At 71.0% G+C, this 12,265-nt stretch carries 11 protein-coding genes; 6 read left to right on the top strand and 5 right to left on the bottom strand.

Features of this window, described 5'->3' with window-relative positions; genetic code table 11:
- The first annotated feature begins 94 nt into the window (after positions 1-94).
- The gene (gene bla / locus ACFVJQ_RS22770) at positions 95-1,036 is read left to right on the top strand and encodes a class A beta-lactamase (protein WP_385514056.1); all 942 of its coding nucleotides are present in this window, start codon (positions 95-97) and stop codon (positions 1,034-1,036) included.
- A gap of 17 nt (positions 1,037-1,053) precedes the next feature.
- Here bla and ACFVJQ_RS22765 read toward each other — a convergent pair whose 3' ends face one another.
- The 3 genes from ACFVJQ_RS22765 to ACFVJQ_RS22755 all read right to left on the bottom strand — a co-directional run bounded on the left by ACFVJQ_RS22765 (position 1,054) and on the right by ACFVJQ_RS22755 (position 3,974).
- The gene (locus ACFVJQ_RS22765; RefSeq protein WP_385786243.1) at positions 1,054-1,887 is read right to left on the bottom strand and encodes a peptidoglycan-binding protein; all 834 of its coding nucleotides are present in this window, start codon (positions 1,885-1,887) and stop codon (positions 1,054-1,056) included.
- 129 nt (positions 1,888-2,016) lie between these two features.
- Positions 2,017-2,682: a TetR/AcrR family transcriptional regulator gene (locus ACFVJQ_RS22760; protein ID WP_385786240.1), complete on the bottom strand. Its 666-nt coding sequence runs from the start codon at positions 2,680-2,682 to the stop codon at positions 2,017-2,019.
- Positions 2,679-3,974, bottom strand: a complete 1,296-nt coding sequence (locus ACFVJQ_RS22755; protein ID WP_385786237.1) for a PucR family transcriptional regulator — start codon at positions 3,972-3,974, stop codon at positions 2,679-2,681. Before ACFVJQ_RS22755 ends, ACFVJQ_RS22760 begins: the two co-directional genes overlap by 4 nt.
- Positions 3,975-4,162: 188 nt before the next feature.
- On the opposite strand from ACFVJQ_RS22755, the gene ACFVJQ_RS22750 reads away from it, so the two are divergent.
- From ACFVJQ_RS22750 to ACFVJQ_RS22730, 5 genes are read left to right on the top strand one after another with little or no spacing between them, the layout of a single operon-like run.
- Positions 4,163-4,921: an ABC transporter ATP-binding protein gene (locus ACFVJQ_RS22750; protein ID WP_385514060.1), complete on the top strand. Its 759-nt coding sequence runs from the start codon at positions 4,163-4,165 to the stop codon at positions 4,919-4,921.
- Positions 4,918-5,724 carry an ABC transporter ATP-binding protein gene (locus tag ACFVJQ_RS22745; RefSeq protein ID WP_385514061.1) on the top strand — a complete coding sequence of 269 codons (807 nt, stop codon included), beginning with the start codon at positions 4,918-4,920 and terminating at the stop codon, positions 5,722-5,724. The genes ACFVJQ_RS22750 and ACFVJQ_RS22745 overlap by 4 nt, the downstream gene beginning before the upstream one ends.
- The gene (locus tag ACFVJQ_RS22740) at positions 5,721-6,611 is read left to right on the top strand and encodes a branched-chain amino acid ABC transporter permease (RefSeq protein WP_385786233.1); all 891 of its coding nucleotides are present in this window, start codon (positions 5,721-5,723) and stop codon (positions 6,609-6,611) included. The genes ACFVJQ_RS22745 and ACFVJQ_RS22740 overlap by 4 nt, the downstream gene beginning before the upstream one ends.
- Positions 6,608-7,717: a branched-chain amino acid ABC transporter permease gene (locus ACFVJQ_RS22735; protein ID WP_385786230.1), complete on the top strand. Its 1,110-nt coding sequence runs from the start codon at positions 6,608-6,610 to the stop codon at positions 7,715-7,717. The genes ACFVJQ_RS22740 and ACFVJQ_RS22735 overlap by 4 nt, the downstream gene beginning before the upstream one ends.
- A gap of 5 nt (positions 7,718-7,722) precedes the next feature.
- Entirely contained in the window at positions 7,723-9,006 is a 1,284-nt protein-coding gene (locus tag ACFVJQ_RS22730) for an ABC transporter substrate-binding protein (protein WP_385514064.1), read from the top strand.
- A gap of 77 nt (positions 9,007-9,083) precedes the next feature.
- On the opposite strand, the gene ACFVJQ_RS22725 is transcribed toward ACFVJQ_RS22730, so the two are convergent.
- Together ACFVJQ_RS22725 and ACFVJQ_RS22720 are read right to left on the bottom strand one after the other, a co-directional pair.
- The gene (locus tag ACFVJQ_RS22725) at positions 9,084-11,549 is read right to left on the bottom strand and encodes a SpoIIE family protein phosphatase (RefSeq protein WP_385786227.1); all 2,466 of its coding nucleotides are present in this window, start codon (positions 11,547-11,549) and stop codon (positions 9,084-9,086) included.
- A 172-nt stretch (positions 11,550-11,721) separates the two neighbouring features.
- Entirely contained in the window at positions 11,722-12,054 is a 333-nt protein-coding gene (locus ACFVJQ_RS22720; protein WP_385786224.1) for a putative quinol monooxygenase, read from the bottom strand.
- Between the last annotated feature and the right edge of the window lie 211 nt (positions 12,055-12,265).

The raw sequence follows: 12,265 nt of genomic DNA, 5'->3' as shown, positions 1-12,265 counted from the left end.
CGGCACCCCACTGGCCGGAGAGTGGTCGACGCCCAGGGCTTTCCCCGGGGCTCGCAGGTTCCCCATGTCATTCGACGGCTCGGAGGTCCATTCCATGACGCATCCGCTTCGCATCCGCCGGGGCGCCGCCTGGGCGGCGGCCGGATTGCTCGCGCTCGCCGCACTTCCGGCGTGCGGTCAGCACACCGCGTCCGGGGCCGGCTCACCCGCCGGCGCGGCACGGTCCGCGTCACCGGCGGCGGGCACGAAGCCCACCACTGCCGAGTTCCGGGCACTGGAGCGGGAGTTCGACGCGCGGCTCGGTGTCTACGCCCTGGACACCGGCACGGGCCGGTCGGTCGGCCACCGGGCGGACGACCGGTTCGCGTACGCCTCCACGTTCAAGGCGCTGGCGGCGGGTGCCATCCTCCGGAAGTACGGGACGGACGGCATCGACAAGGTGGTGAGGTACTCGCGCGACGACCTGGTCGAGAACTCGCCCGTGTCCGAGAACTTCGTCGAGACCGGCATGACCCTGCGGGGGCTGTGTGCCGCCACCCTCTGGTACAGCGACAACACGGCGGTCAACCTGCTCCTCGACGAACTCGGCGGGCCCGACGGCCTGGAGAAGGTGCTGGAGGAGTTCGGCGACGACGTCACCGAGATGGACCGGTACGAGACGGAGATGAGCGAGGGCACACCGGGCGACATCCGCGATACGAGCACCCCGCGAGCGATGGCGGGGAGCCTGCGGGCGTTCCTGCTCGGTGACGCCCTGAAGCGGGACGAACGCGAGCTTCTGCGGCAGTGGATGACGACGAACATGACCGGTCGGACGCTCATCAGGGCGGGCGTCCCCGACGACTGGGACGTGGCCGACAAGAGCGGCACCGCCGGATACGGGGGACGCAACAACATCGCCGTGGTGTGGCCCGACGACGGTGGCAACCCCATCGTCATGGCGGTCATGTCCACCCGTGACAAGAAGGACGCCGAGCGCCGCGACGCCCTGCTCGCCAAGGCCGCCACCGTGGCGGTCGAGGGCCTCGGCCGCTAGCTCGATGACTACGATGACTACTTCGTGCGCAGCATGAGGGCGTGGCGGGTGTCGTCCCCGTAGACGCCGCTCTCGTCCCCGTGGATGCCGTACCACTTCTGGAACCGGGCTACGGCCTGCCGGACTTCCGCGTCGTAGCGGCCGTCGACGGCGCCGCCGTCGTAGATGTTCGGGATCTGCAGCAGACGCACCTGCAACTCGTACACCCCGTGGCCGCTGTCCGTCTCGCGCAGGACGCCGGTGCCCGGGATCTGGGGGAGCGCGGAACTGCCGGGAAGCGGCCGGTCCGGTTGCTCCATGGATGCGGGGGGTTCCGCCGGTGCGGTGTGCTCGTTGTCGAGCAGGGCCGCGCCGATGATCAATCCGCTCACGGTGCCCAGTCCGAGGGCTCCGGCGACCCGGGTGCGCCGCCGGTTGATGAAGCGACCGGGTCCTCGGCGTCGTCGGAGTCCTCCGCTTCCTTGCCGCTCGGGCGCGCGGACGACTTCCGGGGACACGGGCGCATCGGAGGGCGGGGCGACGAGCGGGGCCGGAGGCGCATCCCACGGTTGCGGGATGGCGCAGCGGGGAGTGTCCGCAGGTGGGCCGGTTCTGCGGTCCGCAGTTGGTCGCGTGCCGCGTGACCACAGCGGCCCTACCACGGCTTCCTGCGGAACCCTGCGCAGGTGACCGGCAACAGCGCTGTCCTCGGCCGTGTCGCCGAGGCGACGGTGCTGCTGGTCCAGCGTGCGTAGGTCGGTCCGTGCGGCGTCCAAGGCGTCCAGAACGGCCTGGAAGGAGTCCCGGATTTCCTGCGCGGGACCGCCCCCGGACGTGAGGCCTTGCCGCGGTTCGGCGTCGGGGATTCCCATCGGCAGTCCTCCTCGGGCAACATCCGTCGTGAAGCGATACGCACTCCGCGCAGCGTTGTCTCAAACCGCCGCCCCACCGCCCCCGCACGTCTGTGCGGCACCCTTGGTGCCGTGCCCGGCGCCGGGCGTTCAGCCGGCCGGAGCCGACAGGTGGATGAGGATGCCGCACACCTCGTCCACGATCTCCCGGGCCTCCCTCTCGTCCGCGCAGTCGCCCAGCTCGCGTGCCGCCCCGCCGATCACGGTGGTCAGCACTCTCACCCGAACCCGGCCGACACGTCGCTTCTCGTCCACCTCCAGGAGCCGGGCGTTGCGCTGTACCCAGGCGCGGTCCCACTGGCGGCGCAGCGCGTCGAAGCCGGCGGGGCCGTCGTCCTCCACGAGGAGCATGGCGAGGCGCCGGTTGTCCCAGGCACCCTCCAGATAGGCCCTGGCTCCGGCGACGAAGAGGGCGATGGGATCGTCCACGCCCCGGTCACGCTCGGCGGCCAGCGTGGCCGCGGTCCGGCGCTCCTGCTCCTCCCGGAACTCCTCCCAGAGGGCGAGATACAGGCCGCGCTTTCCGCCGTAGTGCTGGAAGAGGCTGCCCAGCGGGATGTGGGAGCGTGTCGCGATCTCATTGAGACCGGCCTCGGTGTAACCGCGCTCGGTGAACACCTCCAGGGCGGCGCTCAGCAGGGCATGCCGCACGGAGCCGTCCTGCTCGGCGTCCACTTCCGGCAGGCGCGACTTCGCCTGTCCGTCCGGGTGCTGACGTGGCGTCTGCGTCCCGGTCGTCTCCACGATTCCGCTCACTGGTGTTCTCCGCCTTCCCTGTCCCCGTCGCGGATGGCGAGGGCGACCAGCAGTTCCAGGAGGTCGGCGATCCGGCGCGGATTGCGCCCGGTGCGTTCCTCGATCCGGCGCAGCCTGTAGTGCGCCGTGTTGTGGTGCACCCGCAGCCGGTCGGCGGCCAGCCGCAGGTTGAGATCCGCCTCCGCGAAGGCCCGTATGGTGGCGGCCAGCGGATCGCCACGTCTTCGGTCCTCCTCCAGCAGCGCACGCACACGGGGATCGACCAGCTGGCGGGCGAGGTCGTCGGCGCGCAGCGCAAGGTAGTCGAAGGGGGACAGTCGCGGCAGTGCCGCCACCCCGCCCCCGCTCGGCACGAGGTCGAGTGCGGCCCGGGCCTCCTCGTAGGCGCGCGGCAGTTCGCCGGCGCCCTGGGCGACGGTGCTGATGCCCATGGCGAGCATGGTTCCCTCCCGCGCGAGCCGCCGCTGCACGGCCCCGAAGTGCGCACAGATGTCCTCCGGGTCCATGCCGGTGCGCACCACGGGCACGGCCACCACCTGGCCATGGCGGACGACGACCAGGGTCCGGCCGGCCCAGGGCCCGGCGACGCTGAGGGACGCGCTGGTCGCGTAGCCGTGCTCGGCGGAGGTGAGGTCGCCGGTGCGGATGTCGTCGACGCACACGGCCACGACCGCCATCATCGGCGAGTGCGACCCGATGCCGTAGGCCTGGGCCGCGGCGAGCAGGGGGCCGCGCGTCGGTGCCGCGCCGGCCAGGAGTTGGTCCAGCAGGTCCCGGCGCTCCCGGTCCGCGTCCGCGACCACGTGCTGCTTGTACTCGACGTAGGCCTGCGCGGCATGGGTGCTGGCGTAGTCGACGTACTGCATCAGCGGTGTGACGAGTGACAGCGCGGCCTGCTGCGCCTCGGGGGACGGGCCCGCGCAGTCCAGCAGCGCGTCCCACAGCACCTGCCGGCCGACGCGGAAGGCGCTGATCCAGTCCTCCAGAGCGAACCCCGCGCGGGCCCTGCGCATGGCTGCCGCGCGGCTGAAGACCAGGTCCTCGGGGGCGATGTCGCGGTCGCCGGCCAGCGCCGCGAGCTGCATCCGGTAGTGCGTGAGCACCTGGTCCCGTACGTCGTCGAAGAACCGCTCGTCCTGGAGGGCGTACGACGGGATCTCCGTGCGCATCACCGCGACGGCGGTCTGCGTGACCTCCTCGAGCCGGTCCTGGACGGCGTGCAGGATGCGGTGCCGCTCCCGGCTGAGCGGTTCGGAGAGTGCGGGGGTGCCCAGGGCGGGTCCGCGAGGCATGGCGCCGATCGTCGCTGTCCGCGTCGTGTCCCGTCAACAGGCCCGGCGGGCGAGATCCCCGGGGAACTGGGCGCGGCGCACAAGTCGGAGGCCGCGAAGTTGGGTGCTCGCACCCAATGTGCCGCCGTAAGGCCCCCACCTACTGTGACGCTCGCTCACCCCCCAGTACATCGGAAGGGGCGTCACTCATGCTCGCGGTCGACGGTATCAGCGTGCGCTTCGGCGGGATCACGGCACTGGACGGTGTCGCCTTCACCGTCGAGCCGGGCACCGCCGTGGGGCTCATCGGGCCGAACGGAGCCGGCAAGACCACTTTGTTCAACTGCCTCACCAGGCGCTGCACCCCTGATGCGGGGACGGTGCGGTTCGAGGACGAGGACCTGCTCGCCCTCCCGCCGCACTCCGTGGCCGGGCGCGGTATCGCCCGCACCTTCCAGAACCTGGGACTGTTCCCGCGGCTCACGGTCCGGGAGAACGTCATGGTCGGCGCCCACAGCCGGGGGCGCACCGGACACCTCGCCGCGGCGCTCCGGCTGCCCCGCGTCCGGCGGGAGGAGAGGGAACTGCGTGACCAGGCGGACGACTTGCTACGGCGGCTCGGCCTGGCGGACGTCGCCGACCACCCCGCCTCCGGGCTGCCGTTCGGCACCCTCAAACGCGTCGAACTCGCCCGGGCGCTCGCGGTACAGCCCCGGCTGCTGTTGCTCGACGAACCCGTCAACGGTCTCAGCCACGGCGAGGTCGACCAATTCGCGGATCTGGTCCGGGCGGTGCGTGAGGACTTCGACCTGACGCTCGTGGTGGTCGAACACCACATGGGATTCGTGATGGGCCTGTGCGACAAGGTCGTGTGTCTCGACTTCGGGCGCAAGATCGCCGAGGGCCCGCCGGAGGAGATCCAGCGCGACCCGGCGGTCATCGAGGCGTACCTGGGGGTGGCAGCATGAGCGAGCCGACCACCGGTCCCACCGAGGCCGGGGCGAGTGCGGAGCCGGACTTCCTGAAGGTGTCCGACCTGCACGCCGGATATGGCCAGGCCCGGGTGCTGCAAGGCCTGGACTTCACCGTCGCTCGCGGCGAAGTGTGCGCGATCCTCGGACCCAACGGGGCGGGCAAGACAACAACCCTGCGGGCCCTGTGCGGCATGGTCCGTGGACGCGGCTCGGTGACCTTGAACGGTACGGAGCTGCTGGGCCGTTCGCCCGAGCAGGCCGCCCGGCTCGGCGTGGCGCACGTGCCCGAGGGCCGGGGCACCTTCAACGACCTGACCGTCGAGGAGAACCTGCGCATCGGCGCCCACGTGCGCACCGGCCGACGGCGGCGGGGCCGCGCCGAGCGTGCGGCGGTGGCAGCCGACCTGGAACGGATCTACGGCTACTTCCCCAAGCTGCGCCAGAGGTCCCGCCAGGCCGCCGGCAGCCTCAGCGGCGGCGAGCAGCAGATGCTCGCCATCGGCAGGGCGCTGATGCTGCGGCCCTCGTTGCTGCTCCTGGACGAGCCGTCGCTGGGGCTCGCGCCGCTGGTCACCCGCGAGTTGTTCGAGATCGTCCGTGCCGTCAACGAGGAGGAACGCACCACTGTGGTCGTCGTCGAGCAGAACGCCCAGCTCGCACTGGATGTCGCGCACCGGGCCCACGTACTGGAGGCCGGCCGCCTGGTGCTGTCCGGACCGGCCGCACAGATCCGCGAGGACGGACAGGTCGCCGAGGTGTACCTCGGTGTCTCCGTCCGCGCGGGGAAGGGCGGGTGAGCGCCGTGACCGAGGTACTCCAGCAAGTGGTGGAAGGCGTCGGCTCCGGCGCCGTCTATGCCAGCCTGGCGCTGGCCCTGGTGCTGATCCACCGGTTCACCGGGATCGTCAACTTCGCTCAGGGCGAGCTCGCCATGATCTCCACCTATGTGGCGTGGCAGCTCGTGGCGTCCGGGATGCCGTTCTGGCTTGCGCTGCCGGTCACCCTGGTGGTGTCGTTCGCCGGCGGCATGCTGGTCGAACGGCTCGTCATCCGTCCCGTGCGGAACGCGCCCGAGCTGACGACGGTCATCGTCACGGTCGGCCTGTTCATCTTCGTCAACGCCATGGCCGGTCTGATCTGGTCGTTCACCGTGAAGGACTTCCCGCAGCCGTTCCCCGACGGCGGGATGGATCTGGCCGGGGTGCGGGTGGACTGGTCGACGCTCGGGATCATCGCTGTGGTGGCCCTCGTGATGGGCCTGCTGTACCTGCTGTTCCAGCACACCTCCGTCGGCCTGGTGATGCGGGCGGCCGCGTGCAACCCCGTCTCCGCCCGGCTGTCGGGCATCCGGGTGGGCCGGGTGCTGATGCTCGGCTGGGGGCTGGCCGCGACGGTCGGCGCGGTCTCGGGCGTGCTCGTCGCCCCGGTGCTGTTCCTGGAGCCCAACATGATGGGCGGGGTACTGATCTACGCCTTCGCAGCGGCCACCCTCGGAGGCTTCGACAGCCCGGTCGGCGCGGTCGTCGGCGGCCTGCTCGTGGGCGTCGCCGAGACGCTGGCCGGGGCGTACGTGGACGTGATCGGAGCCGATCTCAAGGTGGGCGTACCCCTGGTGATCATCCTGGCGGTGCTGCTGATGCGGCCCCAGGGCCTGTTCGGACGGGCGGCGGTGGAGCGCGCATGAGCACGATCGTCGCAAACCCCGGCACCGACCGTGCCCGGCGCCTGCGGGCCGCGCTCACCGCGCTGCTCGCCGTGGCAGTCGCCGTCGGCGCACCGTTCTACTTCGCCCCCTTCCAGGTCTTCCAGCTGACCATGGTCCTGCTGTACGCCGTGGCGCTGGCCGGACTCAACCTGCTGGTCGGATTCGGCGGGCAGATCTCGCTCGGGCACGGGGCGTTCTTCGCGGCCGGGGCCTACACGGCCGCGGTCATGCTCGACCGGTACGACACCGGCCACCTGGCCACCCTGTCCGTCGCGGCCGTCGGATGCTTCCTGCTGGGCCTCGGTTTCGGAGTGCCCGCCCTGCGCCTGCGGGGGCTGTACCTGGCCCTGGTCACCCTCTCGTTCGCGGTGTTCCTGCCGCCGCTGCTCAAGCGGCTCGAACCGGTCACGGGCGGTTCCATGGGCCTGACCGTGGACAAGTTGCAGCCGCCCGCGTGGAGCGGGCTGGCCGAGGACCAGTGGATGTACCTCGTCGTCCTCGCCGTCACTGCGGTGGCCCTGCTGCTCGCCCGCAACCTCCTGCGGTCGCGCGTCGGCCGGGCACTGCTCGCCCTGCGGGACAACGAGAGCGCCGCGGAGGTCATGGGCGTACGGCTGTCCCTGCACAAGACCCTCGCCTTCGCCTGGAGCGCGATGTTCGCCGGTGTCGCCGGGTGTCTGTACACCTGGGTGATCGGCTTCGTCTCACCCGACTCGTTCAGCTTCGTGCTGTCCATCACGCTGCTGGCCGGCCTGGTGGTCGGAGGCCTCGCCTCGCTGTACGGACCGCTGCTCGGGGCGGCGTTCGTGATGTACGTGCCGAGCGTGGCCCAGGACATCAGCGACGCGGCGCCTGGTGTGGTGTTCGGCCTGCTGATCATCGCGGTGATGTTCGTGGCCCCGACGGGACTGGCCGGTCTGGCGGGCCGCGCCCGGGGCGCCGCTGCCCGTCGCCTCACCCGCGCCACCCCCGCCGCCGACCGCACGCCCGAATCCGAACCCCCGTCCGCGCCCCCCGCACCCGCGGATCCCGCACCTGTCGATGCCGAACCCGTGGGCGCACCGCCCCGCACGGAAAAGGAATGAATCACATGCGCAAGACGACCGCTCTGCGGGCGGCCACGGCCGCGGCCGCATCCACCGCGCTGCTCCTCGCCGCCGCCTGCAACACCCAGCGCGGGCAGGACGACAAGGATGCCGCCGCCGACGGCGCGTGCCGGGGCCAGCAGACCACCGGCATCACCGACAAGAGCATCAAGCTGGGCGGCATCTATCCGCTGTCGGGACCGGCCTCCGCGTACGGCACGATCAGCAACGGCGTGAGCACCTACTTCAAGCATGTCAACGACAAGGGCGGAATCGACGGCCGCACCGTGGAGTTCGTCGTCCGCGACGACGGCTACCAGCCGCCCAAGGCGGTCGAGGAGGCCCGCAGACTGGTCGAGCAGGAGAAGGTCTTCGCCGTGTTCCAGACTCTGGGCACCCCGTCCACGGCAGCCGTGTGGGACTACCTCAACAAGCGGAAGGTGCCGCAGCCCTTCGTCGCCACGGGCGCCTCCCTCTGGGGTACGGACGACAAGCACCCGTGGACCACCGGCTGGCAGCCCAACTACGTGTCCGAGGCACGGGTGTACGCGAAATTCCTCAAGGAGGAGAAGCCGAAGGCCAAGGTCGCCGTCCTGTACCAGAACGACGACTTCGGCAAGGACCTGCTCGGCGGGTTCAAGGAGGCTGCCGCCGGCAGCGGCATCAAGGTGGTCGCCGAGGAGAGCTACGAGGTCACCGACCCGTCCGTCTCGGCACAGATGACAAGCCTCGCCCGGTCCGAGGCGGATGTGCTGCTCAACATCACCACGCCGAAGTTCGGCAGCCAGGCCCTCGCCGCCGATGCCAAGAACACCAAGTGGAACCCGGTGCACATCGTCAACAACGTGTCCTCGTCCGCCACCGTGCTCGAGCCCGTCGGGTTCAAGAACGTCCAGGGCGTGGTGTCGGCGACCTACTTCAAGGACCCCGCCGACCCGCAGTGGGCCGACGACGCGGAGATGAAGACGTACCGGGACGCGCTGCGCAAGTACGCGCCCGACTCCGACCCGGCCAACCAGTTCAACGCCTATGGCTGGGCCGCCGCCTCCAGCCTGCACAAGGCCCTGGACGCCATGAAGTGCCCGACCAGGGAGGGGCTGCGGGACGCGGTGCGCAACCTGAAGGACGTCAAGGTGGACATGCTGTTGCCCGGTGTCACCCTCTCCACCGGGCCCGACGACGCCTTCCCGCTCGAGACGATGCAGCTGATGCGGTTCAAGGGCGAGCGGTGGCAGCTGTTCGGCAAGCCGGTGGACACCCGCAAGGAATTCGGTTCCCCGGCGAACTGAGCCGACGGGGGCGGTCCGCGTCGATGCCCGACACCTGCGGACCGCCCCCGTCCCTTCGCGGAGCTCGGCGGCGCAGGTCAAGAAGGCATGGTTTCACCGTTACGCGCGTTCGGAGCGGCGGTGGACAGTGGGTGCTCGGCCCAGATGGTCTTTCCGTTGCGGCCGTAGCGGGTGCCCCACCGTTCGGACAGCTGGGCCACCAGGAACAGACCACGTCCGCCCTCGTCGCTGCTTCCGGCCTGGCGCAGGTGGGGGGAGGTGCTGCTGGTGTCCGAGACCTCGCAGATGAGATGGCTGTGCCGGATCAGTCGCAGCAGCACCGGGCCGCCGGCGTACCGGTACGCGTTGGTGACCAGTTCGCTCACGATCAGTTCGGTGACGAAGGCGACCTCCTCCAGCCCCCACTCGGCCAGCTGGTCCGTCACCAGCGCCCGGGCCCGACCGGCGGCAGTGGCGTCGGCCGACAGCTCCCACGTGGCCACCTTCTCCGCCGCCAGCACCCGCGTGCGGCCCAGCAGCAGCGTGACGTCATCGGCGGGCCGGTCGGGCAGCATCGCGTCCTCCACCGCCTTGCACGTGTGCTCCAACGAGCGGGCCGGACCGGCCAGTACGGTGCGCAGCAGTGTCAAGCCCTGGTCGATGTCCCGGTGGTCGGCCAGGAGCAGCCCGTCGCTGCACAGGGCGAGCAGACTGCCCTCGTCCAGTTCGAGGTCGGCGGTCTCGAACGGCAGCCCGCCCACGCCCAGCGGCAGCCCGGCGGGGAGGTCGATCAGGCGCACCCGGCCGTCCGGCCCCAGCACGGTCGGCGGCGGGTGCCCCGCGCGGGCCATGGCGCAGTGCCGGGAGACCGGATCGTAGATCGCGTACAGGCAGGTGGCGCCGACGATCTGGGGGGCGTTGGCGTCCGCCTGCCGCTGTTCGGTGGCCAGATGATCCACCAGGTCGTCGAGCCGGGCGAGGACCTCGTCCGGAGCCAGGTCGAGATGGGCCAGGGTGTGCACGGCGGCGCGCAGCCGTCCCATGGTCGCCGACGCGTGCATGCCGTGGCCGACGACGTCACCGACGACCAGCGCGACGCGCAGTCCCGACAGCGGAATGACATCGAACCAGTCGCCGCCGACACCGGTGGAGGCCTGCGCGGGCAGGTAGCGGTGGGCGGTGTCGACCGCCGGGTGCTCGGGTACCTCGCTCGGCAGCAGGCTGCGCTGGAGGGCCACGGCCGCCTGGTGCTCCTGGGTGTAGCGGCGGGCGTTGTCGATGCAGAGCGCGGCCCGGGCGGCGAACTCCTCTGCCAGGGTGAGGTCGTCCTCCTCGAACGGCTCGGGCCGCTGCCACCGCCAGAAACAGACCAGGCCGAGGACGACACCGCGCGCGGCCAGCGGCACCACCATCAGCGAGTGGACACCCAGCGCCACCATCCTTTCGGCCCGCTCACGGTCGACCAGGAACCATCCGCGGTCGACCTCCAGGGTGGGCTGTAGGACCGAACGCCGCTCGGCCAGGCAGCGTCCCTGCGCGGTCTGTTCGGGGAAGGAGAACAGATGGCCCAGCGGATACATCACCTGCAGTGCCTCGAGCCGGACGCTGCGGACCGCCATCCTGCGCAGCGGGCCCACGGCGTCGGGGGCGGGCTCCTCCCCATGGGTCACGGGTTCCAGCAGATCCACCGAGAGCGCGTCGGCCAGCGCGGGAACCGCTGCCTCGGCCAGCTCACGCGCCGTCCTGGCCACATCCAGGGTGCTCCCGATTCTGGTGCCGGCCTCGTTGAGCAGTGCGAGGCGCCGACGGGCCCGGTGGCGGTCGGTGACATCCTCGACGATCTCGGTGACGCCGAGCACCCGGCCGGACGGGTCCTGCATCCGGAAGGCGGAAACGGAGACGATCAGTTCCTTCTGAGGGTCCTGCTGCAGCCGGCAGGGCTGCTCGGCGAAGATCACGGGCTGGCCCGTCTCCAGGACCGACCGGAGCCGATCCTCGACCAGCTGCGCGTCCGGACCGAGCAGGAAGTCGGAGGTGCGAAGCCCGGCGTAGGCCTCGGCCGGCAGACCGCCGAACCGTGCGATCGCCCGGTTCACCCGCAGCAGGCGCAGGTCCGGGCCGAGAACCGCGACACCGACGGGGGACCGGCGGAAGAAGCCGTCCAGCACGGCCCGGTCGACCTCCCACTGGACGACGTCCTCGGCGCGCGAGCCCACGAGCAGCCACTCGACGGTGGAGTCCAGGCGCTGCACCCTCCGGGCGCGGAACCCCACGTACACGCGGTGGCCCGCGTGATGCCGGACCGGCAGCAGCCCGAACCAGCCGCGCTCCCGCAGGCACGCGGCGACCGCCTCGGTGAACAGGGCCTCGTCTCCGCCGGCGACCAGGACCTCGCGTACCGGCCGGCCCAGCACCTCGGCGGCCCGGTGCCCGAGGAGGCGCGTGGCCTGTTCGCTCCAGGCGACGACCCGCCCGTGGTCGTCCAGGACGGCGGACGCCGACTGGTGGACCGAGAACGGGTCCTCCGGGCTCTCGCTGAGCGTCGTCAGGGATGTGTCGTCCATCGCCCCATCAACCTCGCACCGTTCGAGGGACTCGTAGTGCGGTGCGCCGGGCCGCTCCCACCCGTCCCGCCTGCCTGGGCCTGCAGCGGCTCATCCCCAGTATCGGCCGTGCGGGCGTCGCGCGCTTCGTCGTCGCACGCAAGTCACTCCGGGGGAGTGCGCCCAGCTCGTGCTACTCCTGCTCGGGAACGGCCATCTCGCCCAGCAGCGACCAGTCGTCCTGCGGAACGTGCGCGTTCACGATGCGAGGGGTCTCGACCAGATGCGGTGGCAGCGTCTGCTGTGCGGCCTTGAAGTGCGCCGACTGCACGTGAGCAGCGCCTGCTTCGTCATCGCGGAAGGCCTCGACCAGGACGTACTCCGTGGGGTCCGTCACGCTTCGCGACCAGTCGAACCAGAGGCAGCCGGGCTCCCGGCGCGTGGCTTCGGTGAAGTCGGCGGTGATCTCCGGCCACTGGTCGGCATGCTCGGGACGGACTCGGAACTTGGCGGTGATGAAGATCATCAGGCTCTCTCCATGGACGTATGTCGACTGGCTGCGGGCCTGCAGCAGGTGACGGAGGCAGATCGTACGGCGCCGGCCGATGATCGGCAGGCCGCCCGCGCCAGGGAAGCGCCCGATATCTGAGGACTTCGCATCTTGCGTAATGAGTTGTCTAATTTTTCAGCAGGCGGAATCTTCGGGGTGCTGTTCCATTGACCGTCCGGTTACGAGC

This window comes from Streptomyces sp. NPDC127197 (assembly GCF_042672405.1).
Classification (GTDB): Bacteria; Actinomycetota; Actinomycetes; order Streptomycetales; family Streptomycetaceae; genus Streptomyces; species Streptomyces flavusporus.
The sequence above is the reverse complement of the archived record's forward strand: the minus strand, read 5'-3'. Positions and strand labels throughout refer to the sequence as shown.

Bases quoted from the DNA above. Each gene is read 5' to 3' on its own strand.
- ACFVJQ_RS22720 (WP_385786224.1), bottom strand. From the start codon at position 12,054: ATGATCTTCATCACCGCCAAGTTCCGAGTCCGTCCCGAGCATGCCGAC.
- ACFVJQ_RS22750 (WP_385514060.1), top strand. From the start codon at position 4,163: ATGCTCGCGGTCGACGGTATCAGCGTGCGCTTCGGCGGGATCACGGCA.
- bla (WP_385514056.1), top strand. From the start codon at position 95: ATGACGCATCCGCTTCGCATCCGCCGGGGCGCCGCCTGGGCGGCGGCC.
- ACFVJQ_RS22755 (WP_385786237.1), bottom strand. From the start codon at position 3,974: ATGCCTCGCGGACCCGCCCTGGGCACCCCCGCACTCTCCGAACCGCTC.
- ACFVJQ_RS22765 (WP_385786243.1), bottom strand. From the start codon at position 1,887: ATGGGAATCCCCGACGCCGAACCGCGGCAAGGCCTCACGTCCGGGGGC.
- ACFVJQ_RS22725 (WP_385786227.1), bottom strand. From the start codon at position 11,549: ATGGACGACACATCCCTGACGACGCTCAGCGAGAGCCCGGAGGACCCG.
- ACFVJQ_RS22730 (WP_385514064.1), top strand. From the start codon at position 7,723: ATGCGCAAGACGACCGCTCTGCGGGCGGCCACGGCCGCGGCCGCATCC.
- ACFVJQ_RS22735 (WP_385786230.1), top strand. From the start codon at position 6,608: ATGAGCACGATCGTCGCAAACCCCGGCACCGACCGTGCCCGGCGCCTG.
- ACFVJQ_RS22745 (WP_385514061.1), top strand. From the start codon at position 4,918: ATGAGCGAGCCGACCACCGGTCCCACCGAGGCCGGGGCGAGTGCGGAG.